The sequence below is a fragment of the Comamonas aquatica NBRC 14918 genome (assembly GCF_000739875.1).
Lineage (GTDB): Bacteria > Pseudomonadota > Gammaproteobacteria > Burkholderiales > Burkholderiaceae_C > Comamonas > Comamonas aquatica.
This window is the reverse complement of record NZ_BBJR01000075.1, coordinates 1-22,130: the sequence shown is the minus strand read 5'-3', so window position 1 is coordinate 22,130 and position 22,130 is coordinate 1. Positions and strand designations below refer to the sequence as shown.

Annotated in this window: 24 protein-coding genes and 4 pseudogenes; 23 read left to right on the top strand and 5 right to left on the bottom strand. The window is 58.6% G+C overall.

Going from position 1 to position 22,130, the window contains the following annotated elements; all coding sequences use genetic code 11:
- From CA2_RS15890 to CA2_RS15840, 14 genes and pseudogenes are all read left to right on the top strand, one after another.
- Positions 1–184, top strand: a 184-nt coding sequence (locus CA2_RS15890) for a helix-turn-helix domain-containing protein (RefSeq protein WP_042419623.1), incomplete at its 5' end; no start/stop codon positions are given.
- 206 nt (positions 185–390) lie between these two features.
- Positions 391–1,455: an alkene reductase gene (locus CA2_RS15885; protein ID WP_042419621.1), complete on the top strand. Its 1,065-nt coding sequence runs from the start codon at positions 391–393 to the stop codon at positions 1,453–1,455.
- A gap of 119 nt (positions 1,456–1,574) precedes the next feature.
- Positions 1,575–2,054 (top strand): annotated as a pseudogene (locus tag CA2_RS17760) (IS5 family transposase); the annotation flags it as partial.
- 567 nt (positions 2,055–2,621) lie between these two features.
- Complete coding sequence (locus CA2_RS15880; protein ID WP_439708940.1) at positions 2,622–2,858, top strand: hypothetical protein; 237 nt, start codon at positions 2,622–2,624, stop codon at positions 2,856–2,858.
- 110 nt (positions 2,859–2,968) lie between these two features.
- Complete coding sequence (locus CA2_RS15875; RefSeq protein WP_042419619.1) at positions 2,969–3,592, top strand: hypothetical protein; 624 nt, start codon at positions 2,969–2,971, stop codon at positions 3,590–3,592.
- A 118-nt stretch (positions 3,593–3,710) separates the two neighbouring features.
- Positions 3,711–5,012, top strand: a complete 1,302-nt coding sequence (locus CA2_RS15870) for a hypothetical protein (RefSeq protein ID WP_245620981.1) — start codon at positions 3,711–3,713, stop codon at positions 5,010–5,012.
- A 521-nt stretch (positions 5,013–5,533) separates the two neighbouring features.
- Positions 5,534–6,829, top strand: a pseudogene (locus CA2_RS18650) (diguanylate cyclase); the annotation flags it as partial.
- Positions 6,830–7,034: 205 nt separating this feature from the next.
- Positions 7,035–7,256 (top strand): annotated as a pseudogene (locus tag CA2_RS18645) (PAS domain-containing protein); the annotation flags it as partial.
- 33 nt (positions 7,257–7,289) lie between these two features.
- Positions 7,290–8,609, top strand: a complete 1,320-nt coding sequence (locus CA2_RS18640; protein WP_245620982.1) for a sensor domain-containing diguanylate cyclase — start codon at positions 7,290–7,292, stop codon at positions 8,607–8,609.
- A 216-nt stretch (positions 8,610–8,825) separates the two neighbouring features.
- On the top strand, positions 8,826–9,818 hold the full coding sequence (locus CA2_RS15860) for an ion transporter (RefSeq protein ID WP_081889044.1): 993 nt from the start codon (positions 8,826–8,828) through the stop codon (positions 9,816–9,818).
- Between the two features lie 84 nt (positions 9,819–9,902).
- Positions 9,903–10,487, top strand: coding sequence for a hypothetical protein (locus CA2_RS17300; protein WP_052369975.1), 585 nt, complete (start codon positions 9,903–9,905; stop codon positions 10,485–10,487).
- A 325-nt stretch (positions 10,488–10,812) separates the two neighbouring features.
- Positions 10,813–11,859 (top strand): methionine ABC transporter ATP-binding protein, encoded by a 1,047-nt coding sequence (locus tag CA2_RS15850; RefSeq protein ID WP_042419631.1) that lies wholly within the window; start codon positions 10,813–10,815, stop codon positions 11,857–11,859.
- Between the two features lie 11 nt (positions 11,860–11,870).
- Positions 11,871–12,536: a methionine ABC transporter permease gene (locus tag CA2_RS15845; protein WP_042419617.1), complete on the top strand. Its 666-nt coding sequence runs from the start codon at positions 11,871–11,873 to the stop codon at positions 12,534–12,536.
- Positions 12,537–12,833: 297 nt separating this feature from the next.
- Positions 12,834–13,130 (top strand): annotated as a pseudogene (locus CA2_RS15840) (cupin domain-containing protein); the annotation flags it as partial.
- A 67-nt stretch (positions 13,131–13,197) separates the two neighbouring features.
- Here the strand turns inward: CA2_RS15840 and CA2_RS15835 are convergent.
- The 3 genes from CA2_RS15835 to CA2_RS15825 form a co-directional block, all read right to left on the bottom strand.
- A complete protein-coding gene (locus CA2_RS15835; RefSeq protein ID WP_081889043.1) occupies positions 13,198–13,563 on the bottom strand; it encodes a DUF3486 family protein in 366 nt (121 codons plus the stop codon).
- 33 nt (positions 13,564–13,596) lie between these two features.
- Positions 13,597–14,256 (bottom strand): DUF1780 domain-containing protein, encoded by a 660-nt coding sequence (locus CA2_RS15830; protein WP_156106130.1) that lies wholly within the window; start codon positions 14,254–14,256, stop codon positions 13,597–13,599.
- A 68-nt stretch (positions 14,257–14,324) separates the two neighbouring features.
- Positions 14,325–15,002 (bottom strand): YozE family protein, encoded by a 678-nt coding sequence (locus tag CA2_RS15825; RefSeq protein WP_169741487.1) that lies wholly within the window; start codon positions 15,000–15,002, stop codon positions 14,325–14,327.
- Positions 15,003–15,364: 362 nt separating this feature from the next.
- Between CA2_RS15825 and CA2_RS15820 the strand changes: the two genes are divergently transcribed.
- Positions 15,365–15,751, top strand: a complete 387-nt coding sequence (locus CA2_RS15820) for a hypothetical protein (protein ID WP_042419608.1) — start codon at positions 15,365–15,367, stop codon at positions 15,749–15,751.
- Positions 15,752–15,903: 152 nt separating this feature from the next.
- Here the strand turns inward: CA2_RS15820 and CA2_RS18120 are convergent, their stop codons facing one another.
- Positions 15,904–16,197 (bottom strand): hypothetical protein, encoded by a 294-nt coding sequence (locus CA2_RS18120; RefSeq protein ID WP_156106126.1) that lies wholly within the window; start codon positions 16,195–16,197, stop codon positions 15,904–15,906.
- Positions 16,198–16,343: 146 nt separating this feature from the next.
- Entirely contained in the window at positions 16,344–16,514 is a 171-nt protein-coding gene (locus tag CA2_RS18115) for a hypothetical protein (RefSeq protein ID WP_156106124.1), read from the bottom strand.
- A 600-nt stretch (positions 16,515–17,114) separates the two neighbouring features.
- On the opposite strand from CA2_RS18115, the gene CA2_RS18110 reads away from it, so the two are divergent.
- From CA2_RS18110 to CA2_RS15790, 8 genes are all read left to right on the top strand, one after another.
- The gene (locus CA2_RS18110; RefSeq protein WP_156106122.1) at positions 17,115–17,330 is read left to right on the top strand and encodes a hypothetical protein; all 216 of its coding nucleotides are present in this window, start codon (positions 17,115–17,117) and stop codon (positions 17,328–17,330) included.
- A gap of 10 nt (positions 17,331–17,340) precedes the next feature.
- Positions 17,341–17,802, top strand: coding sequence for a hypothetical protein (locus tag CA2_RS15815; RefSeq protein WP_042419605.1), 462 nt, complete (start codon positions 17,341–17,343; stop codon positions 17,800–17,802).
- The gene (locus tag CA2_RS18105; RefSeq protein WP_156106120.1) at positions 17,799–18,491 is read left to right on the top strand and encodes a hypothetical protein; all 693 of its coding nucleotides are present in this window, start codon (positions 17,799–17,801) and stop codon (positions 18,489–18,491) included. Before CA2_RS15815 ends, CA2_RS18105 begins: the two co-directional genes overlap by 4 nt.
- A 461-nt stretch (positions 18,492–18,952) precedes the next feature.
- Positions 18,953–19,486 (top strand): helix-turn-helix domain-containing protein, encoded by a 534-nt coding sequence (locus CA2_RS15805; protein WP_042419599.1) that lies wholly within the window; start codon positions 18,953–18,955, stop codon positions 19,484–19,486.
- Between the two features lie 23 nt (positions 19,487–19,509).
- Complete coding sequence (locus CA2_RS15800; RefSeq protein WP_042419596.1) at positions 19,510–20,217, top strand: hypothetical protein; 708 nt, start codon at positions 19,510–19,512, stop codon at positions 20,215–20,217.
- Positions 20,218–20,238: 21 nt separating this feature from the next.
- Entirely contained in the window at positions 20,239–21,147 is a 909-nt protein-coding gene (locus CA2_RS17295; RefSeq protein ID WP_156106118.1) for a hypothetical protein, read from the top strand.
- Between the two features lie 24 nt (positions 21,148–21,171).
- Positions 21,172–21,561, top strand: coding sequence for a hypothetical protein (locus CA2_RS17755; RefSeq protein WP_081889041.1), 390 nt, complete (start codon positions 21,172–21,174; stop codon positions 21,559–21,561).
- A gap of 287 nt (positions 21,562–21,848) precedes the next feature.
- Positions 21,849–22,130, top strand: a 282-nt coding sequence (locus CA2_RS15790) for a hypothetical protein (protein WP_042419593.1), incomplete at its 3' end; no start/stop codon positions are given.

The window sequence follows — 22,130 nt, the reverse complement described above, 5'->3', positions numbered from 1 at the left end:
AAAGACACCGCTGTCGTATTTCCAGGACCTGCGCGTGGAGCATGCCGTCCATCTCTTGCGCACCGGGAACGCCAGCGTCGACCAGGTCGCCGCACAGGTCGGGTACTCGGATGGGGTGACCCTGCGGGCCCTGTTGCGCCGCAAGCTGGGCCGGGGTATCAGGGAGTTGCGACGCGGTGGATGACCAAAGGCGTGTGGTGCATGTACGGCGTGAGACCGCCGCGAAACTGGCGGTAGCAAAGGCTTACCCACTTGCGTCTACTACATCGTGCGTTGGGAGCAAAAGCACCAGCCGTGCCAAAGCAGTCTTCAGTGACCTTTCAAAGGTCTGAGTATTGGGAATACTGTTAGCTTTATGTTTTCTGTTCACTAATCTGGGTTTTCATTCACATGCTATTCAATCCACTTCAAGTAGGTTATCTCACCCTGCCCAACCGCATCCTTCTGGCACCACTGACACGCGCCCGTGCCGACGCTGGCCACATGCCCAACGCGCTGATGGCAGAGTACTACAGCCAGCGTGCCACCGGCGGCCTGCTGATTTCCGAATGCACCATGGTGGCGCCTGGTACATCGGCCTTCGTCAATGAGCCTGGCATCTACAACGACGCGCAGATTGCAGCCTGGAGGCAGGTGACCGATGCGGTGCACGCCAAGGGCGGACGCATCTTCATGCAGATCTGGCACGCTGGCCGCGCAGCCTACCCTGGCGCTGCCGATGGCGCCCCCATTGTCTCCAGCAGCGCCACCGCCATTGAGGGTGAGATCCACACGCCCCAAGGCAAGGTGCCGCACGCGGTACCCCACCCCCTGACCATCGAAGAGATTCCCGGCATCGTGGCTGCGTTTGCTCAAGGCGCACGCAACGCCATTGCCGCCGGCTTTGATGGTGTGGAAGTACACGGCGCCAACGGCTACCTGATTGACCAGTTTCTGCGCGACACGCCCAACCAGCGCACCGATGCTTACGGCGGATCGCTGGAAAACCGTGCACGTTTGCTGTTCGAGGTACTCACTGCCGTGACCCTGGCGATCGGTTCCGAACGTGTGGGCCTGCGCCTGTCGCCTCTCAACAGCTTCAACAGCATGAAAGACAGCGACCCGCTGGCCCTCATCGGCTTCCTGGCCGATCGGCTCAATGCCTTCAAGCTAGCCTACCTGCACGTGATGCGCGCCGATTTCTTCGGCGTGCAGAAGGCTGATGTCATGCCCGTAGCGCGTGAAAAGTACAAGGGTGTGCTGGTGGGCAATATGGGTTACAGCGCTGATGAGGCAGAGGCAGCTATTGCCGAAGGTAAGCTTGACGCTGTGGCCTTTGGCACCGCCTTCCTCGCTAACCCGGACCTGCCCGCACGCATCAGGGCCAAGGCACCGCTGAACGCGCCTGACTCCAACACGTTCTACGCAGGTGGCGCCACGGGCTATACAGACTATCCGACACTGCAGGTCGCGTAAATCAAAGCCCCAGAAGATCGAAGAAACGAGCCACTTTATACCCAAGGCTCTGTCCTTCGATCTTGCGAAGTTGGGCGTTGTTGCATAAATCAACCTGCCGCAAGCTGTAGGCTTGCGGCATGAGTCAGTCATGTAAGCCCCGGTATCGCACAACCAACTGGAAGCAGTACAACGCAGCACTCAAGGCCCGCGGTTCCTTGTCCATTTGGCTGGACAAGCGCATGGCGTGGTTTGCCGCTGCAAGCGGCAAACGCGGGCGAAGCCCGAAGTTCTCGGAAGCAGCCATCCAGTTTTGTTTGACGCTCAAGAACCTGTTTGGCCTGGCACTCAGGCAAACGACGGGTTTGGTGGAGTCGGTGCTTCAACTGTGTGGCCTTGCTTGGCCAGTGCCAGACTTCAGTACCTTGTGCAGGCGACAGTTAGATTTGAATGTCTAGATTCCGTACACCCGCAGCAGTAAAGCAGGCTTGTACCTGTTGGTGGATTCAACAGGAATCAAGTTCCTGGGTGAAGGCGAATGGACGTGCAAAAAACATGGGCCGCAATACCGTCGTCAGTGGCGCAAGCTGCACATAGGCATCGATGCCGACACTCGCCAACAAAAACACCTCAGCAGAGGTGACAACTGATCGAGAGTCGGCAATCGGTCGGCATTTCCAGTTCGCAGCTTACGAAAGCTGCCGTTCAGGTTGTCTGCCAGCGAGTTTCCGGTTTGAGGCGTACAGCGGACGTCTATCCAGACAACGAGTCAACGTCTGGTATCGGCGGCAGCGGTCACAGGCTTGCCAAAGCTCAGCGGCGGCTCCCAGCCTGAAGCTGCTATTTAGCCTGCTTCCCGCTGGTACAACTTTGCTTTTAAATATCCATTTGAATATATCAAATATATTTGATATGCAAATATTGGTATTGTTTAAAATGAGTATGCGCTTGTGTTGCACAGCGCAACCAGCCGCTCGATCATTGATCGAGCTGTTTCTCTCGCTCGACGTCCTGAGCTTCCCTCCGCCCGTTTTGTGAGCCTGCTTTGATCAGGTAGTTTGCTTACGCATGCGTTTTGAGCGCTTGTGCGGCGTAGCCATGCCTGTCAATTTGAGGTCGTGAGCCTTGGGGGAAGTGTTGGGCAGCACAGGGCACTTCTTTCCCACTTTTCCCTTTTGGAGTTTTCTATGACTGATACAAGTCAGGCCGCCGCATGCCCGAACGATTCTTCTCCTGCTGCTCGTGACAAGGCTGCTGCAGGTACGCCCTTGTTTGCCCTGGGCCAAGTACTGGCCACACCTGGGGCATTGGAGCTTCTGGAAACCCATCAACTGACAGCACTGCCGTTTGTGCTGCGCCATGTGTCGGGCGATTGGGGCGATATCTGTGCCGAAGACAGGCAAAGTAATGCTGACGCTTTGTAGTACGGCTACAGGCTGATGTCGGTGTATGAAATTTCCAAGGCAGAACGCTTATGGATCATCACGGAGGCTGACCGCAGTAGCACCACGCTGTTGTTGCCCGAGGAGTACTGATGCTGGGGCGGCACTTTGTGGTGCACTCGCAGCTGAGTGTGGGCCGCTCAGGTGCAATGGCCTATCAAAACAAGCTGCTGCTGCGCCAGGGCGAAAACGACATGGCTTGCGGGCACCACTGCGTGCTGATGGCCTTGATGCTGTTGGGCCAGGTGTCACGCGATGCCCTGTATGAATGTGACCTTGATGCCCGTCTGATGGAAGTGAGCGCCATGGGCCAAGCTTTGTACTTTAGTGGCTGTAGCAGTGCCGCCATTAGAGAGCAGTTTGCACCGTTTTCTGAGCAACTGCAGTGCCGCCAACTGCGCCGCAATGTCGAGGCCCGCACGATAGCCGCGCTGGAATCTGACCATGTGTGCCTGGTGCGTTTCACTTCACCCAGCTACAGCCATTGGGTGCTGGCAGTGGGTGTGATGTATGCCGATGGCAAGCCGCATTCCTTGCTGGTGCTCGACCCCTTGATGGATGGAGTGCCTCTCACACCCTGGAATGCCTTGCTGGAGCATTGGGGTAGCAAAAAGCTGCGCAACACCAATGCCCGCTGGTCAGAAAAAGCCAGCTTGGACAAGGTGGTGCAAGTCGGTTTGCGCAGCCGCCGTGGCACGGCCATTGCGCTGGCTTGAGTTTCAGTTTCTCGCTCTCTTTTTCCTGATTTCCCTTGTGCACGTTGTGTGCCTGGTGCTTGGCTTTGGAAGCTGCACCCAGGCGCCGTTGCGGCGTGCCTGTTTTGAAAGTTTGACCATGCACCCTTATCACCTGAGGTGGTACCGCTATCGGCGTTTGTTGGCTGCGGTGATGACATTGCCTGCAATGGATACCTCAACGCCTGTTCCGCATGAATTCAGCGGGCAGTGGCCGTGCTGCTTCAACGGCTGTGCTGAAGCTGGGCGCTATGTACATGCAGCCAAGCCATGCATGGAGCCGCAATCGGCCATGGTGCTCGAATTGGTTGATGCTGCTTTGCAGGCGATTGAGCCAATCAGCCAGCGCACCGCTGCATGGCAGGCATTAGCCCGGTGTGCGGTGCCCCAGTTGGCTTTGGGCAGCTTTGCACGGCTGGTGGCACTGCTGCAGCAATACGAGCCTGAAGAAGATGCCGAACTGGCTGTTTTGTTGTGGCAAGGTGAAATCACCCAACAAGTAGCCGCACTCAAGGCCGTGCAGCGTCTACGAAGCATCGTGACGTTCTTGCAAAGCCAGGGCATCACGGATGCAGCCCGTTGGTTGCAGTGGCGGGATTCGGCAGATGCGCAAGCGGTTGTGCACGGTGTACCGCATCAGGCGCCAGACACGGTTCACGCTTTGCTGTGGCACTTGGATGGTGGGCGCTGTGATGTACCATGGGTGCTGACGTTTGCAAGGCGGGTGCTGGGTCAAGGTCCTGCGCATGGTCATGTCATGCTGGCTATTCAAGAAATGGCCGAGGCCATGAACCTGAGTGCCAAGGCTTTAGCCAGGCGCATTGCGTGGCATGAGCGGCTGTTTCAAGCCTTGGGCGATGTGCCTGAGCTACGGCTGGCGTGGTGGCGATGCGTGAAGCGCACTCTGCAAGCCCAACTGACCAACGCCACGTCGGTCAAACTGCAAGTGCAGGGAGTCAAAGAGCCTTTGCCGCTGTCACTGGCCGTGCACCTGCGCCAGGGGCAGCCCATGCTGACGATAGAACTGCCCCGCGCATTTGGTGCTGCACCCGCGTGGCCCAATTTGACCATGGTGCAGTTAAGGCAAGAAGGCTGGGGGCCAGGTCTGGGGCTACGTTTGCTGCTGCAAGGCGAAGGCGCGTTGCCAGCTCAGCTGCAGTTGGACATCGCCAAGCGCTGGAAAGCGGCGCAGCTGCAGCCACCAGTGTTTGAGCGCATCAGTGCCACCAAGTGGAAAATCAGCTGCTTCTGGTGCGATGGGCTGTGGAAACCCTCAAGCCTTGATCATGCTGAAGTTTCGACTTGGGCCATCGACACGGTGCTGCAGGTGATGGAATATGTGCTGATGCTCAGGGGGATGCTAGCTTGGAAAGCTACGGCTGCAACGGTGTTGTCGCGCTAGCTTGTATCGGTTTCGCTCAACGTCCAGTAACGCCCAGAGACAACCAATTGCTTTGACGGTAAAAGTGACGGTATGGTCTTTTCTAGCAAGGCCAAATCATATGCAACAACGTGTAGCTTCGTTCAATAGCGACTTGATTTCCGATCGGTTGACAATTGAGTGGGAGTGATTCCCGCCCAGTGACGCTGATGGAGGCGTCCACCCAGCCCACCGCACGGTGGGCTTTTTTTGCCCCAATCGGGTCCCGCAACAGGTGCTTGGCGTCGCTGTGGGTTGGGTGTGTCAAGCCGTGGGAGCGCCACAGAGTTTGGGGCTGTCGCGGCAGTCTGCCAAATTCAAAACAATTGCCAAGGCGCAAATGCCGTGCGTTGTTCTGGAAAAAAGAGGAGCGCAAGCCGGATACGATGGGTCATCGATTCGAGGGTGAAGCTCTGCTGGAGAGCGTCGTGGGTTCCTGCGCCGCCAAGCTAGGCGTGGTGGGGCGGGGACCAGCAAGATAGTTTGTTCGTTCTGTGGTGCACATGCTGTTTTCGTTTCTGGGCCTGTCTCAATCTTCTCCGGCTTTTTCCCGCTCTCGTGCACGCACCGCTTGGGTCATTTTGATGGGCACCTGTGTGATGGTGTTTGCGGCGGTGGTGTACTGGGTGGCCTTGCTGAACAGTCACAGCTATCTGCGCCTGTACACCCAGGACCAGGCATGGGTGCGGGTGACCCAAATGTCGCGCGCCATCGCTGCGCATGTGGGCTCCATGTTTTCCGGGCTGGACTACACCTTGCGTGACCTGGCTCGGGATTATGAGACGGGCGAGCGAAGCACCTTCCTGCGTGGGGTGCAGGCGCTGCAGACCACTTATCCATCGGGCACGGTCGTGCAGGTGGCTGTGGCGGATGCCCATGGCCGCGTGGTGTATTCCAGCCTGCATGCGGCCAAGAATCCGCGGGAGGTGGTCTCGATCTACGATCGTGAGCATTTCCAGGTGCACCTGAAGGCGTCACCAGCGTCCGGCTTCTATGTTGGACAGCCCGTCCAGGGTCGGGTGTCTCAGCAGTGGAGCATCCAGCTCAGCCGTGCGCTGTATGACCGCCACGGGCAGTTTGCGGGGGTGCTGGTGCTTTCGCTGTCGCCGGAGTTCCTGTCGCAGCAGCTGCAAAGCATTTATGACAATCCGCGCGATGTGATCTTGCTGCTGCGCGATGACGGCACCTACCTCGCGCGCTCGCAGCGCCAGGAAGAGGTGCTGGGGTGTCGAGTGTCCGCAGATCGGCAAGTGATGCTCAGTGCGGCAGCGGAGGTGCAAGGCAGCTACGGGCCAGTCACGGGGCCGGATGGCATCCAGCGCATGTATGCCTGGAGCCGTGTCCATGACTATCCGGTACTGGTCAGCACCGGACTGGACAGCCAAACCGTTAATGATCCGCTGAACAAGGCCATCGAACAAAGCCTGTGGCGCAACGGTTTGGGGACGGCGCTGATTTTCCTAGGGGCGGTGCTGACGGCCTGGCTGGCCTTTCTGCGCTGGCGCGAAGAAGACCAGCGTTTGCAAAGCGAACAGCGCTTTGTGCGGTTGTCCCAGGAGGTACCGGGCGGGCTGTTTCAGTATGGCCTGGATGCGCAGGGGGATGGTGTGCTGCTGTTCTCCAATCCGGGCTTTTATGCCGTGCACTGCATCGATGCCACAGCGTCGCATGGTGATTTGCAGGCCCTGGTGCGCAGGGTGCACCCCGACGACGTACCTGGTTTGCGGGCCTCCATCGCGCAGGCCATCGAGGGGCGCAAGGCCTGGGTGCACAAGTACCGCGTGGGCTGTCCCGATGGCCGGGTCCGCTGGCTCCATGGCCATGCACAACCTCAGCCGGAACAGGATGGCTCCTTGCTGTGGCACGGCTACATCCTGGACGTGACCCAGGACGAGGCCTTGCAGAATGCCTTGCGTGACCGCGAGGAGCGCCTGCGCCTGACGATCGGTGCGGTGCGCGACGGCCTGTGGCAATGGGATTGCGAGAAGGACACGGTGGTGTGGGATGCGCGTTGCTACGAGATCGTGGGGCGTCCCGACCAGTCGCAGGGGGTTTTGGGACTCAGCGGCTTTGTGGAGCAGTTGCACCCCCGCCGATCGTGCCAGGGTGTGCGCGCGGCTGGAGCAGCACCTGGCGGAGGGGGAACCGTTTCGGGTGGAGATGCGTTTGCGCCAGCAGGATGGCGGCTGGCGCTGGGTGGAATCGCGGGGGGAGGTCACGCTGCGGGATGCGCAGGGCCGCGCGCTGCGCATGCTGGGCATGCACAGCGACATCCAGGAGCGCGTGGACCAGACGCACCTGGTCAGCGCCTTGCTGGACAGGGGCAGTGCGCTGGTGCTGGTGGCCAGCCATGAACGCCAGATGGTCTATGCCAACCAGCGGGCGGCGGAGTACTTCGGGCTGGACCCCCGCCGACCGCCGGAGCCTCTGTCGTTCAGGGTGATGCATGGCTCGCAGGAGAGCTTCGAGCGCTTTGGTCCCCTGTACCAGCGGCTGAAGATCGAGGGCGTGGTGCGCGCTGAATGGGAGCTGCGCGGCGGCGATGGTCGCCTGTGCTGGTTCGACATGCAGGGAACGTTGCTGGACCCCTCGGATCCCGAGGGGAATGTCATCTGGACTTTGTTCGATGTGGATGCGCGCCACCGCGCGGAGGCTGAATTGGCGCAGACCCGCTTGCGCATGGAGGCCGTGATTGATCGCTTCCCTTCCGGCATTCTGGTAAGCGACAGCAGGGGGCAGACGATTTTGGCGGCCAACGACATGCTGGTTTCCATGCTGGATGTGCCGCTGCCGGTGTCGGATCTGGTGGGCCAGCGCCTGCAGCATCTGGTGGAGCATCTGCCGGCCGATTTGGCGGAGCTTGTCAACGCAGACGCGCAGTGCGCAGGGCAGGCGGTGGGCGAGCCTGGCCGCATGCTGTACGCCTTGCCCAGTGGCCGGCATCTGGAAGTCGACCGTTGGCCGCTGCGCAAGGACCAGCGCGACCTGGGATGGTGCTGGGTGTTCCACGACGTGACGGACTACAAGCAACGCGAATCGCAGCTGGAAGCGCTGGCGACCTCCGATCCGCTGACCGGGGCGCGCAACCGCCGAGCCTTCCTGGCCCAGATGGACATGAAGCTGGAGCGGCTGCGCCTGGGCATGGGGCGCTCGTTTGCCTTGATCATGCTGGACGTGGACCACTTCAAGCGCGTGAACGACACCTATGGCCACGCTGTGGGGGATGAGGTGCTCAAGCACCTGGTGGTGGCCGTCACCAAGGAGCTGCGCAAGGAGGACATGCTGGGGCGCCTGGGCGGGGAAGAGTTCGCCGTCTTGCTGGCGGGGCTGGATCAGGATGTGGCCCTCAAGCGTGCCGAGAGTCTGCGCCAAACCGTGGAGCGCCTGCGGGTCGAGGTGCCAGGGCAGGCACCGATCCGTTTCACCGTCAGCCTGGGGGTGTGTGTGGTGGCGCACAGCGATGTGTCCGTGGCGCTGTGCCTGGAGCGTGCCGATGCCGCGATGTACCACGCCAAGCGCCATGGCCGCAACCGCGTGACCTGCTGGTCGCCGAGCCTGTCGGAGCTCGATGCCGCCTGAGGGCCGGGTGGGGCGATGTGTCCCTGCCTGGGGTCCTGCCGCCGCTGCGTGGCAAGACGTGCGCAGGTGCGGGGCCTTTGGGGTCCGCCCGGGCGCAGCGGTTTTCTACAATACGGGCCAGCGGGGCTACGCCAAGTGGATGCACAGGCGTGGCCCTTTTTCTTGTGGTGCACTTGCCAGTCTTGCGGCCATGCCATGGCTGGCTAACCTGTTTTCATGCGTTTGTTTGCTTCGATTTCCGAATTTTTCCGCGACAACTACCCTTCTGCCGACCGGCTGGGCGTACCGGTGGCGCGCTGGCGGCAGAGCATCTACCGCACGGTGTTCGAGAGCAACACCGAGATGGGCAAGCGCTTCGAGCGCCGGCTGACCCTGGCGATTGTGCTGAGCCTGTGCGTGGTGATTGCGCACAGCATCCCGGCGATTGCGCAGGACTGGCGCATGTACTACCTGCTGCGGGGGCTGGAGTGGCTGTTCACCATCGGCTTCACGGTGGAATACGCGCTGCGCCTGATCTCGGTGCGCCGGCCCTGGCGCTACGCGCTGAGCTTTTACGGGCTGGTCGACCTGCTGTCTATCGTGCCCACCTACCTGGCCATCTTCTACCCGGAGGCGCACTTCCTGGCGGCGGTGCGGGCGCTGCGGCTGGTGCGCACCTTCCACATCTTTCCTATCTTCCGCAACTTCCTGAACGAGTACCTGATGCTCGGGCAGGCGCTGCGGGCCAGTGGGCGCAAGATTTTTGTCTTCCTGAGCGTGGTGGCCCTGATCGTCTTCGTGATGGGGGCGCTGATCTTTGTGATCGAGGGGCCGGAGCATGGCTTCACCAGCGTGCCCATGGGCATTTACTGGGCGATCTCGACCGTCACCACCGTGGGCTACGGCGATGTGACGCCGTCCACGCCGCTGGGGCGGATCTTTGCCTCCATCATGATGCTGCTGGGCTGGGGCGTGCTGGCTGTGCCCACCGGCATCGTGGGGGCCGAGTTGTCGCGCAATGTGGGCACCAAGGCCAGCCTCAAGGGCGTGGACTGCGAGGCCTGCGGGCTGGAGCGGCACGAGGACGATTCGCGCTATTGCCGCCGTTGCGGCACGCGGCTGGTACTGCCGGGCAGTGCGCCGCGTTCCATGGGCGCGGCCGCGGCGGCCGCCCGGCCCAAGGATGACGCGGCAGCGTCTGGCGTGGACCGTGCCGAGGCACAAGCGTGAATGGGCAGGCGCGCTTCATGGCAACATGTGGTGTGGTTGCCGGCACAACTGCCGGCAGGCAAATTTTGAATTAAGAAGGTGCGTATGAAACAGTGGATGGGGGTGGCCCTGGGGGCCTTAGTGCTGGCCGGTTGTGCCAGCAGCGGCAAAGGCGGTACCGAAGCCGTGGTGCAGGTGCAGGAAGACAAGGCCACGCAGGTGAAAACCGTGGCCTTTGCCCCGCTGCCCATGGACTGCGGGCGCGTGGCGCACTGCCCAACGCTGGGCGTGCGCTGGAGCAGCACCGCGCCGAACCGTGCCACCTTGCTGGTGGGCACCTGGGGCGGACAGGTCCAGATCGAGGCGATCGAGTTCAATGCGCGGCCACATGCCCCGTTGCGGGTGCGCTCCAAGGCCAAGGATGCGTCGGGCCTGCCCGGCGTGACCGCCTTTGACGTGCCCATGGACACGCTGGAGCGCGTGGCGCTGGGCTCGGCCGCCTGGGTGCGGCTCACCACCACAGGCGCGGTGATCGAGGAGAACCTGTACACCGGCGAACGCTCCAGCCGCGCCGCCGATGCGCTCAAGCGCCTGATGTACGAAGCCTACAAGGGCACGGACAAGGAGCTGTCCCTGGGCCTGATCGGTGTCTTCACCGACAAGCCCTACGAACCCAATTACTACAAATAAGAGCAGCTGGCGCTGAAACTGTCTGTGTTTCAGCTGCCAACGTATCTGAAAAGCAGGCCAATCGAGCGCTGGCTGCATCGATTTGTGTAGCGCATCGTCGTGCCGACATGCGCTGACGCCATGGTTTTCACCCGCGGCTTGCGCCTGGGCGGCCGCATTTCAGGCATCATTGCGGGTTAGCCCCAGGCTCGCCGATATAACCAATGCATCTTATTACTGGAGCATTGATTCTTTTGCTGTTTTATATCGGCACGTTACATTCCACCATTCCAATTTTTTCGGGCATGCCGCAGGCCATGAGCGGGCGCGTGCCGTGGCTGACTACATGATCGACATTCGGGATCTGACCCTGACTTACCAAGGCCCCAAGGGGCCTGTCGAAGCGCTCAAGCACATCAACCTGCACATCGAGCAGGGCGAAATCTTCGGCATCATCGGGCGCTCCGGCGCGGGCAAGAGCTCGCTGGTGCGCTGCATCAACCTGCTCAACCGTCCCACCTCGGGGCAGATGATTGTCGACGGCCGCGATTTGATGACGCTCGGCGATGCGCAGCTGCGCGCGGCGCGCCATGAGATCGGCATGGTGTTCCAGCACTTCAACCTGCTGTCCTCGCGCACCGTGTACGACAACGCCGCGCTGCCGCTGGAGCTGGCCGGCATGAGCAAGGCGCAGATTCAGGAGCGCATCGACCCGCTGCTGGAGCTGGTGGGCCTGTCGCACCTGGCGGACCGCTACCCCGCGCAGATCTCTGGCGGCCAGAAGCAGCGCGTGGGCATTGCGCGCGCGCTGGCGTCCAACCCCAAGGTGCTGCTGTCGGACGAAGCCACCTCGGCCCTGGACCCCGAGACCACACGCTCCATCCTGGACCTGCTGCGCAAGGTCAACCGCGAGCTGGGCGTGACCGTGGTGCTGATCACGCACCAGATGCAGGTGATCAAGCAGATTGCCGACCGCGTGGCCGTGATCGATGCCGGTGAAATCGCCGAGCTGGGCCCGGTGATCGACGTGTTCACCCGCCCCCAGCAGGCCATCACCAAGAGCCTGATCGACGAGATCGTGCCTCAGGAGCTGCCCGACAGCGTACTAGGTCGTGTGCAGGCGCTGGCCGCCAAGCTGCCCGCTGGGCAAAGCGGCAAGCTGCTGCGACTGTCGTATGCCGGCGAGAGCGCCTACGAGCCCATCCTGTCGCACCTGATCCGCGAGCTGGGGCTGGACCTGTCCATCCTGCACGGTCAGATCGACGAGATCCAGGAGCAGACGTTCGGTTCGCTGGCGGTGTACGCCAGCGGCGATGCGACCAGGATTGAATCGGCCATCGCCCACCTGCGTGACAGCGGTGTGGTGGTGCAGGTGGTGGAAGTGAAGGCGTAAGGGGCGAAGCGATGTTCGAGAATTTTTCGGAAATGATGATCGAGTTGTTCATCGACTCGTTCTGGGAGACGCTGATCATGGTCGGCATCTCGGGTCTGCTGGGCGGCCTGATCGGCATCCCGCTGGGCGTGTTCCTGCGCCTGACCGACAAGGGCGGTGTGCTGGAAAACGCACCGCTGAACAACACCGTGGGCTGGATCGTCAATGCCATCCGCTCCACACCCTTCATCATCTTGCTGGTGGCCATCATCCCGTTCACACGCTTGGTGACCGGCTCGTCCATCGGCACCTGGGCGGCTGTGGTGCCGCTGACGATTGCCGCAGCCCCCTTCATCGCGCGCCTGGTGGAAACCTCGCTGCGCGAAGTGGACAACGGCTTGGTGGAAGCCGCCCAGTCCATGGGCGCCACCACCAGCCAGATCGTCTGGAAGGTGCTGCTGCCCGAAGCCCTGCCGGGCATCGTCGCAGGGCTGACCATCAGCTTCGTCAGCCTGACGGGCTACTCGGCCATGGCCGGGGCCATCGGCGGCGGCGGCCTGGGTGACCTTGGCATTCGCTACGGTTACCAACGCTTCCTGCCGGACATCATGCTGGCCGTGGTTATCCTGCTGATCTTCTTCGTGCAGGCCATCCAGAGCTTTGGCGACTGGATCGTGCGCCGCATCAGCCACAAGTAAGCCGCTGCTGTGCTACCACTGCAAGCCGTGCCCTGTGCACGGCTTTTTTCATGGCGCACGCAGGCTGCTGGGTGGCGGCTTCCAGTGGGCTGGCCACCGGTCGGGGCCCGGTCTTTGCGGGCGCGCACAGCATAAGCATATGCGTGTTTACCCTGGGGTGGATTTGCGCTAATTTTGTGCGCACACCTGCTGCCAGGCGCAGCAGGGCACAAGCACCGGGGGCATGCACGGGCGCTGCAGAGCGCCAGCACCTCCTGTGTGATGGAGCGTGGGGGCCTGACTTCCCAAGGAAATGCCATGAACCGCCCGATATTGTCCGATCTTGAATTTGTTGCAGACCTGGGGGTGCAATGGTTGCGCCGCCCGGTGCCTACTACGCTTGGCCTGGCCGCATTGCTCGCCCAGGATGCGCTGAATGCCGAGGAACAGGCCGCGGTGGTGCAGGCCGTGGGTGCCAGCGTGGCCGATGCCTGTGCCACCCATGGCTACCACAGCATGGATCTGGTGGTGCTGCACCCGGCCACGCCGGGGCTGGAGGCCGCACTGCAGCGCTTTGACCAGCCCCACACCCATGCCGACGATGAGGTGCGCTACTGAATACAACTGAGATAAAGAAAGAGATGGCGGTGAGATAAGTGGGTAGACGCGGGTAGAAAAGGGGTCAGGCGGGGCGGGAGTCTTTAAAAGACTTTTTCTGTGGCGAAAGTGCTGTTTCGTGCGTCGCGCCCTGACCAATTAAGCCGATTACGGCCTGTCGACTCAGGTTTGTTGTCAAGGTGGTGATGCTGCCGGTGCTGCGCTCCATCATCACCACCACCAAATCATCGTTGGTGCCGTTGAACATTGCGTCTTGCTCTTTCAGGCCGACCACATACCGGTGCAACCCTGAGCGCGAAAGTTTGATACCGTCTTTTTCCAGCTCCGCCAGCATGCCAGCCAGATTCACATAGCGATGCCGCCGAATGCTCGCATCCACCAGTGCGTGTTGCTCGGGAGTCAAAAGTAAAACTGACGATGCACGGCTCATAGCAGCTCCTGTTGATGCGCCTATTGTCTGTGCTTAGTGTTCGGCATCCTCAATGCTCAGTGGTTCATGCCGCTCTCTGACCAAGCCAGCATTGGCTTGCAAAAACTGCGGGGCCGATGGTGCAGCATAAAAGACCAAGCTGACATCAGACCGAATCACTGCTGACACAGAGCGCCATCCATAGCCTGCAAAGCGTTCAGGGCTTGGCATCGGGCCATCATCAAACCAGTGGTCGAGCTTATTGATGTAAAAGAGGACATCGGTTTTGACCTTCACATCAGGCTGATAGCGCCCAGCAAGTTCATCCAGTTGCACTAGCACCAGCGCGGCGGCATCCATCGGCAGCAAATTGATGACAGGGCGCAGCTCTACGGCCTGCCTACTCAGCTTGGACTTTTGATTTTGCCGGGCCTGCTTCACCTCCGCGTGCCTGAGGCGGCCCTTATCCATGATTTCCTTCACCTCAAACGCTGCATCGCGGTACAGCACATCGGGTGGGTCTTGTGGGCTGCAAAACACCTGCGAATCGTCCACACCTATGTGCAGATTCATCAAGAAATTCACAGCCGTGTGCCATTCGCGCCAAGCCTTAAACGACCTTGCAAAGCGGTCATCGTCCAACTCTGGCTCTGGCGGGTCCGGGATAAAAGGTTCTGTGGGTGTCTGGTGCTTTTTAGCTTTGCTGCGTGCCATGTGGGCAGTGTACGCAGGCAACCATCAGCACAGCCGTGCTGATGGCCGCCCACTACCCAACGCGGCCCTTATTTGTTGGCAGAAAACTCAAGCCAGGCTTGGGCCAAGGCATCCATCACAGCCTCCGATACCCACTTGCTTTCCAAATAGCTGCGCGTTTTCCGCAGAGACGCCTCTACCGGGAAGCCTTTGTCATGGGTGATGTCATAGGCCAAATCACCCACCGGGTCATCACGGTTGGCCTGCTTTTCCAACCAACGATAAAAGCGGCTGCGGCTTGCTACGCGTGCTTTTTGCTGTGCCACCAGCGCGGCCAGCTCGGCGGCAAATAGGTTGTACGCATCCGCGGGCCGGTAAATGCGTTGCGCCGTATCAGCGGGCCACTTGGCATACTCCTGCAGCTTTATTTGTAGCTGCTCGGCGTGGCTGCGTCGGTGTTGCGTTGCAAAGTGGTCTGGGCTGGCAAAAATATCGCACATCGAGCAGTAGTACAGCGTGCGGTCTTCTTCCTGGCAGTCGCCATGCGCATACCAGCGTACTTTGCTTGCTGGCTGCTGCATAGGTGCTGCGGCTGGTGGGGTGGTGCTTGCGTTGCAACTCTTGGCAAACAAAGACCAGTTTTTAAAGCCCTTGGACTGGGCTATTTGGTTTTGCGCTTCAAAGGTTTTGAGGTTCTGCGCCTTTGCCAGGCGCTGGGCATTGCGGCGTGCCTGCTCCAACAAAGCGGGCGTGAAAGTCATAGTCATGGCGGTTACTCCAACGGCCACCACAGCTTGAAAGCGCCCACACATCAAACCAGTAGTGACCTGTTGAAAAGGCCAAGACTAAAAAATGGTTTGGCGCTGCTGAGTCCAGCTTCGCATCGTGGGCGAGCAAGCCAGCGCATTTGGCTTGTGGCTGCCAGTATAAGCAACAGAGCTGCCAGTAATCAAGCAGTGCAAAACATATCCGAAGGCACCGCAAGTAGCCCCCGGCTTCTCAACTACGTCCAACCCAACACGCTTTTTGGAAGCCCCTACAGCAGCCCCCTTCCAATCAAAAATCCCCCTGGAACCGTTGCAGCGCCTGAAGATTGAGCCATCGACCAACCACTTCACAAGGTGCTGCCATGACCAATCTGCCCACAGACCTGACGCCTGAAACCGCTGCCTGGCTGCAAGCCCAAATGGCTATCCACAGCGCACGCACCGCCGCTGTGCTGCGCGAAGAAGTCAACAAGGTAGACGACTGGGCCAACGGCGTATTCGCCGCGCTGCGTGATGTGCTGATGTACCAGTTCAAGCAAAACCCCAAGCTGGTTCAAGCAGTGATGGGCCAGTGGGCGCTGGCTGCAGAAAAATTCAACCAAGCTGAAGACTATGGTGTTGTCCTGCCAGAGGGAGAAACGCTAGAGTTTTTAGAGGCAAGAAAGATGCTGTATGAGTTCTCGGTGGCTCTTGGTTCAATGCCTGCACCAAACACCCCAGCCATGCAACAGCGCACCAGCCGGAACTGAGACCAAGAAAACAAACCGGCCAACTTGGCCGGTTTGAGAAAATGCAAAGGTTGGATGTTCTTTGCGAGCATCGTAAAAATGACTCTGCATCTTTGCCGGAAGACAAAACACTAAAGTTCTTGGATTCATCCCAATTTGGGATGAATCCAAGCCTACACCGCTGTCCTTGGAAGTGCACGGGCAGATGGGTAGCTCAACATAAAAATCACCACTTCCAAGCGCTTGGCCACGGCGGCGTGCTCCAGCTCGCTTTCTTCCACCTGCTGGTTCAGTGCTTCTTTTTCTTTGCCGTGCCGGGCGGCCAGCTCTTGCAGCAAGTCCAGCACCTCATCACGGCTTTGTGCCTCTTCTACAGCGCGGCGTAAAAGCTCTTGGTCGGGGGGCGGGCAAGGTTTTGATGGCGTTGTAGTCCACTTGGCGCAGGCCCAAGCGCTCAGCTTGCTCAAAGGGTTCTTGACCAATCAAATTCCGATTGACAGAAACTTGCTGAAGTCGGGCATATGAATACCCGAGTCTTTGGCGGCAAAACTCGTCAAAGTTTTCAAATATTTGACCGTCGTTGTTTTAAGAAGCTTCCAAGCTTTTGATTTCTTTACGTTTTCAAAAGAAGAAAGTAGAACGCCATCACAAATATTTGAAAAAAGCTAGCCGCTTCCATTTGTCCAAGACGTCGACCAAGGTCCATCAGGTCGGCTTTTTCCTGCTCGGCCTGTGTCTGCAGCTCTTGGCGCTGAAGGGATGCACAAGAGTCGTTCGCGCTCATGAATTGAGGAAATATTTCTTCGTGCGATTGCCTGTATGTTCCTACAACTCAATGATTTATATGGAATCACCTGCTTTAGGTTGGCCTCTGATTTGGAAATATTTCCAAGTTCTCCGCCTAATGCAAACAGGTGAATGCAGTGTGCAATCATTGGGGAAAGAAAAATGCTGTATGAACTCTCTGTGGTTCTTGGTTCAATGCCGGCACCACGCACCCCAGCCGTTCAGCAGCGCACCAGCAGTTAGTGAGGCCAAGACAACAAATCCGCCAAGTTGGCGCATTTGAATCGTGGCCAAGATTCAGGTAGTCGCCGTTCATCCGCGCATTCCCCACAAAACGGCCAAGCTTGGCCGTTTTCGCTTATCATCCGCCACAGGTGCTGAACACACCATCACAGGCGGCCAGCCACCCGCCGTAAGTAGTGGCTTTTTTACGTCCATAGGATTCGTGCGCCTGCGTGCACCAGTTTTATGGCCGGGTAGCGCGCAGCTATACAAGACCCTTCGGGGGAAATATGCGGGCGGCCCTGTGACCGTGTTCAAGTACCCGGCCACCTCTCTGAACAAGGGGTGTAACTGAACAAACTCACAGGAGGCCATCATGGCTGCTCAATCCACTCGCGTGCACACTGTCCGTGCTACCGCGACATCCCCCGACCTTGTCAAACTGCACATGCAGGCCGTCAACAGCCTGGAGCGCTGCAAGTCCATGCTGCTGGCCAGCGAACCGATGTACCTGTTCGCCCAGCAAGACCTGGAAGCCGCACAGCAAGCTATTGCTGCCCTGCAAGCGCTGCAAAACGTGACCGCACACTGAGGAGGCTGCCATGACTTTGTTTTACCAACTGACTGAAGCTGAGTTGAACGAGCTGGGTATGGTGCGCGGCCAAGTGGCACTGATGGTTGACCTGCTGGGCCAATGCGGTACAGGCCATGTGAATATTGAGCATGTCCACAGTTTTTTGGATGGCGTGCTTGACAAAATGCTAGCCGTTACTGCCGCTGTAGAAGAGCGTGATGCCTGCCGTAAAGGCTTATCGGCTGAAATGCTCACCCAAGTGCTGCGCTTTGCTGCTGGTGAGGATGTCAGTGCAGAGAACATGCAAGACTTAGGCGACCAACTACTGCAAGCCATGCAGGAGGAGCCTAGCTTTGCGGCGGCTGTTAATCCTTTCTATGCGCTGATGGCACAGCGCAGCCGCAAGGCGCAGCCCACAGGTGTAAAGCCTGCGCAATCCCGCCAACGCCGCAGCCGTGCACATTTGGCTGGTGAAGGAGCTGTCGCATGAATCCTTCCACTACACCATCTGAAAAGCTCCATCGTTGGCAGCAAATTTCACTAGGCTGGCTTGATAAGGGGCTAATGGTGCCCCGCGTCAGAACAGCCAAAGAAGCGGTGGCTGTTGGTATCCAACTAAATTTGCTCAAAGCATCGTTGCCACATGGTCAGTTTTCAGACCGAGTCAATGCTATGGGGATGAGCTGCGCAACAGCTTCTAGGTACATGGCTTCGGCGAGACGCTTTTATGCGGCCTCAGAACCATTTTTTGAGGCAATTAACAGTGCCTCTAAATTGTTTGAGCTACTACCGTTGGATGAGGCGAACGTTTTGGCAAAAAGCGAACCCGCTGGCTTGCTAACACTAGAAACAATCTCCAGCATGACGGTCAAAGAGCTACGTGCCGAGGTGGCTAAACAAAAAGCAGGGGAAGGTCAGAAAGCTGTGAAACAGGAGAACACTACGTTGGGCGCAGAGCCTGCTCAACCCGAAGACGCCAAAATGTTTCAAGCCCTGTGCCAGTCAGAGTCTCTTCCAACGCCAGCTCAAGCAGCAGAAGAGCGCACCACGGTGCGCCTGAACGTGCCGGAAGAGCGCATGTTGCGCCGCTACCGCAAGTGCAAACCAGAAGGCCAAGAGGCATTGCTGCACTTGGCAGGGTTGCTGATGCCTGTGCAGATTGAAAAAGGGCTTCTCTGATGAAAACTCAATCAGACAGTGCGATGAGTAATTGGGCATTCGTAATAACTGCCACCCGCATAGGCTGCACCTTTGTTGGTCTTGTCACACTCTTGATGTGGTTAGCGGGCTGCATAGGCATTGCAGACTTTTCGCTAAGGTTCACGGTGCCCGCAGTGACCTAAAGCTTTCAACACACCAAACCATGCAAAACGGCCCTCATCTTGAGGGCCGTTTGCTTTTTCAGCGTTTGGGTAGCTGCATGGATACGGCTATTTCGCGCAGGAAGGTAGTACAAATCGCCCCAATGGGGTCTGGCAATACTAAGGGTGCACCTCGGGCGTTTTTTGCGTTGTAGGGCCGCAAATTTCAATGCCGTCTTTTCGTCGTTGGCACCCTTCAAACATTGCCGCCGGTCACTTATCGCACTCAAGTGGAAAAACCAATGATTGCCACCAGTGCAATTTGAAGGAGTGGATGCGATGAGTGCTGTGCGCCGTGGGCTATTGGATGTGACTGAGAGTGAGCTGTCGTATTTGACACCGCACTTCACGGAGAACTGGTCAGAAGTTCTCCGTGACTTTGCCACCAGCCATTTCTTGACGTTGATGAGCGACCCTCGCACCGAAGCCATGGAGCCCAAAGCGATGGCGGCGTTGGCTGTGCAGTTGACGTTTGGTATTGCGGAGGATTTGGGAGGCACACAGCCCTATATCGCCGCAGGCGCAAACCTCAAGCATGAGCAGCGCAAGGCCAAAGCGTTGGCGCTTCTGGCGGACGGTATCAGCTACGAGGTGGTCGCCAAGAAGTGCGGAATTACTGCATCACGTGTGCGAAACATTGAGCGCGAAATCCGCCGCAAGAAAAGCAAGGAAAACAAGTTTGCGATTCCTGGCTGGCGCGACGAAGCGCAACAGCAAACCGATGCCGTGGCTTCTGAATCTGGCGGAAATTCCCAACCAACGCGCCGCTCCACAACCCCAAAGAGCGAGTTCCCGGCCTGGTCTGGCCTTTGATTTTCACTTGGAGAACCTACCAAATGACTGCTTACAACCCTGAATCCCCCGAGCTGCAAGCCGTGCTTGCACACCAACAGTTGCTGGCCCAGGCCACTGCCAAAGTGCAGGGGGTGGAAAACGCTATTGCCGCGCAAGAGCAGATTGCTGTGCAAGTTGCCGAGCATAAAAATGCACTGGCTGCTTTGCAGTTGAAGCACCAGGACGTGCTGGCAGACATTGCAATGGGCAAGGATTGCACGCAGGAGCGTGATGCACTGGAAGCAGAGCTGTTCGAGGTGCAAAACCAGATTGCGCAACTCAATGCCCAGGCAGCCCCCGAGCAAACCATGCTGGGCTTGCGTCGCAAGCTGGAGCAAGCCCAGGCAGAGCTCAAAGAACTCTCCAGCAAAACCGCTGGCCTGCTGCGCCAGTTGATAAAGGCAGAAGCAGAGGCCGTTGGCGATGAATATGCCCGCTTAGCCTTTGCCCTGCGTGACAAGCTACAGCGTTTGAGTGCACTTTCTGTGCTGTTTCAGAAATACGGAGCGTATTTACCTCTTATTGAAGGCGTGCAACTGCGGATTCCCTCGATGGCACTGGACTCCGTCAAATCGCACCCCCACAAATTTAATGACAACCGAGTGCTCATTGAGCTTGCAATGACTGGTGCAGAAATTCGCCCATTTGTTGCGCGTGAAGCTGACAACCTGCAAGCGGCGGGCGTAGAGCTGCCCAGCGTGGACAACTAAAGCATACGGAGACGGCAAACCATGACGCAATTCTCTGATGCTTCACTTGACCAAATGGCCCACCGCTACGCCCTGCAGCACCGCGTGAGCTATGCCGAAGCCGTGGACAAGGTAGTCGCTATCACCCAAGAAGGTGGCACGTCACCAGCTACCGCAGCGACAACACAATCTGCGGCACCGGCCAGCCCGCATGCGCCGACCGATGCGCAAATTGACCAAGCCGCCCAGCGTTTGGCAAGAGAGCGCGGCGTGGACTACATCACCGCCTTCAACATGGTGATGGAGCACCTCAAGCAGCACCCTGCCCAAAGTCAGGCCGTGGCTGCAACGGATGCTGACCAGCGCCTGCACGCCGCAGCCATGAACTACGCGCAATCGCGTCATGTGAGCTACGCAGAGGCGCTGAGCCAAGTGTCTGCCACATTCAGCACGGCCAACTTCAGCGAAGCAAGCCCGGAAGCTGTCGATGCTGTACGTGCGCTGGAAAGCCAGGAGATTGAAATCTTTCGCGCAGGTAGTCACGTGAGCAGTGCGGGGCAATCCATCACTTTCAGCCCGGCTGATGTGCAGGCCATGGCGGCCAGCTACAGCCCCAGTTTGTTGGTGGCCCCGCTGACGCTGGGCCACCCAGAAGACAACCAGCCTGGCTACGGCAAGGTGCAGTCTCTGCGTGCAACGCCAGATGGTCGCCTGTTCATGCGGGTCAAGGATGTCTCCACACAACTGGCTCAAGCCATCAAACAAGGCTTCTTCAAAAAGCGCAGCGCGTCCTTCCTGCCTCCCAATGCGCCCAGCAACCCAACACCGGGCAAGTGGTACTTGCGCCATGTGGGCTGGCTGGGGGCTGAGCAGCCCGCTATCAAGGGTTTGGCTGATGTGAGCTTTGCCCAGTCTTGCAATGCAGAGGCGATGTTTCTCACTCGTATTTAAAGAGTTTTTTAGAAAGATTTCACCATGACGAACTTCCCAATCAGCGGTCTGCAGCATGACAAACAACACGGAATCACTGTTGTTGCCACTGCAGCCATTGAGGCCCATCGTTTTATTGCTTATGACGGCGGGTATGCCCTTGGAACGCCAGACCTTAAAGATGTTCAGTGCATCAGCGAGACCGCAGCCCAGCCAGGCGAAGCATTTTGCGGCGTCACCAGTTACAGCTACCCAGTTTTAGCGAGCGAGGCACTCAATCGTGGTGACTATGTCAAACCTGCTGCAGATGGCTCAGGCCGTGCTGCCAAGGGTTCTGCGGCTGAGCACAGCGCACGTGCATTGCATGCAGTGAGTGCAGGAAGGCTGGTCGAGTGCCAGCTTGTTTATCACGTCAATGTGCCATCTGGCAATTAAGGGGGTGGGCTATGGCTGGGATTATTTTGCTAATAGCAGGAGCTCTTTTTGTAGGCGGCTGCATGGGCAGGACGCTAGCACACGCAAAACTCACCGAAGACTGTCAAAAGCTTGGGCAGTTTTATTTGGACGACCAAGTTTTTGATTGCGCTCAGACCACTCAAAAACGTCATTAACCCACCCCAAGCCCATCACCAGATTCCTAATAAATCCAGCACCGACAGCGGCTTATGGGCGGATCTTTGCTCAAGGAACTAGCCATCTGGACTGAGAGTAGAGAGTGAAAAATGACGAATAAGCGTACCGAATACACCATTGGCGTTAAAAGTGATGGGCTGGACAACCTCACCCGCCTGATTTCTGAGCTGGACAAAGCAGGCGTTGAAACAGATGAATTCAAGGCCCAGGCAGCAAAGCTGCGCCGTGAGCTGGCCGACATGCAGGGGCAGCAGTCCCTTATCGACAAGTTTGTATCCCTGAAAAAGGAAACGCAGTCTGCTGCACAAGCCTTTGAAGATGCCCAGGAGCATGCCCAAAAGTTAGGGCGGGAAATGGCCGCAACTGAATCG

Excerpts from the sequence above, each read along its gene's own strand:
- CA2_RS15885 (WP_042419621.1), top strand. The coding sequence starts at position 391 with ATGCTATTCAATCCACTTCAAGTAGGTTATCTCACCCTGCCCAACCGC.
- CA2_RS15880 (WP_439708940.1), top strand. The coding sequence starts at position 2,622 with ATGACTGATACAAGTCAGGCCGCCGCATGCCCGAACGATTCTTCTCCT.
- CA2_RS15875 (WP_042419619.1), top strand. The coding sequence starts at position 2,969 with ATGCTGGGGCGGCACTTTGTGGTGCACTCGCAGCTGAGTGTGGGCCGC.
- CA2_RS15870 (WP_245620981.1), top strand. The coding sequence starts at position 3,711 with ATGCACCCTTATCACCTGAGGTGGTACCGCTATCGGCGTTTGTTGGCT.
- CA2_RS18640 (WP_245620982.1), top strand. The coding sequence starts at position 7,290 with ATGCACAGCGACATCCAGGAGCGCGTGGACCAGACGCACCTGGTCAGC.
- CA2_RS15860 (WP_081889044.1), top strand. The coding sequence starts at position 8,826 with ATGCGTTTGTTTGCTTCGATTTCCGAATTTTTCCGCGACAACTACCCT.
- CA2_RS17300 (WP_052369975.1), top strand. The coding sequence starts at position 9,903 with ATGAAACAGTGGATGGGGGTGGCCCTGGGGGCCTTAGTGCTGGCCGGT.
- CA2_RS15850 (WP_042419631.1), top strand. The coding sequence starts at position 10,813 with ATGATCGACATTCGGGATCTGACCCTGACTTACCAAGGCCCCAAGGGG.
- CA2_RS15845 (WP_042419617.1), top strand. The coding sequence starts at position 11,871 with ATGTTCGAGAATTTTTCGGAAATGATGATCGAGTTGTTCATCGACTCG.
- CA2_RS15835 (WP_081889043.1), bottom strand. The coding sequence starts at position 13,563 with ATGAGCCGTGCATCGTCAGTTTTACTTTTGACTCCCGAGCAACACGCA.
- CA2_RS15830 (WP_156106130.1), bottom strand. The coding sequence starts at position 14,256 with ATGGCACGCAGCAAAGCTAAAAAGCACCAGACACCCACAGAACCTTTT.
- CA2_RS15825 (WP_169741487.1), bottom strand. The coding sequence starts at position 15,002 with ATGACTATGACTTTCACGCCCGCTTTGTTGGAGCAGGCACGCCGCAAT.
- CA2_RS15820 (WP_042419608.1), top strand. The coding sequence starts at position 15,365 with ATGACCAATCTGCCCACAGACCTGACGCCTGAAACCGCTGCCTGGCTG.
- CA2_RS18115 (WP_156106124.1), bottom strand. The coding sequence starts at position 16,514 with ATGAGCGCGAACGACTCTTGTGCATCCCTTCAGCGCCAAGAGCTGCAG.
- CA2_RS18110 (WP_156106122.1), top strand. The coding sequence starts at position 17,115 with ATGGCTGCTCAATCCACTCGCGTGCACACTGTCCGTGCTACCGCGACA.
- CA2_RS15815 (WP_042419605.1), top strand. The coding sequence starts at position 17,341 with ATGACTTTGTTTTACCAACTGACTGAAGCTGAGTTGAACGAGCTGGGT.
- CA2_RS18105 (WP_156106120.1), top strand. The coding sequence starts at position 17,799 with ATGAATCCTTCCACTACACCATCTGAAAAGCTCCATCGTTGGCAGCAA.
- CA2_RS15805 (WP_042419599.1), top strand. The coding sequence starts at position 18,953 with ATGAGTGCTGTGCGCCGTGGGCTATTGGATGTGACTGAGAGTGAGCTG.
- CA2_RS15800 (WP_042419596.1), top strand. The coding sequence starts at position 19,510 with ATGACTGCTTACAACCCTGAATCCCCCGAGCTGCAAGCCGTGCTTGCA.
- CA2_RS17295 (WP_156106118.1), top strand. The coding sequence starts at position 20,239 with ATGACGCAATTCTCTGATGCTTCACTTGACCAAATGGCCCACCGCTAC.
- CA2_RS17755 (WP_081889041.1), top strand. The coding sequence starts at position 21,172 with ATGACGAACTTCCCAATCAGCGGTCTGCAGCATGACAAACAACACGGA.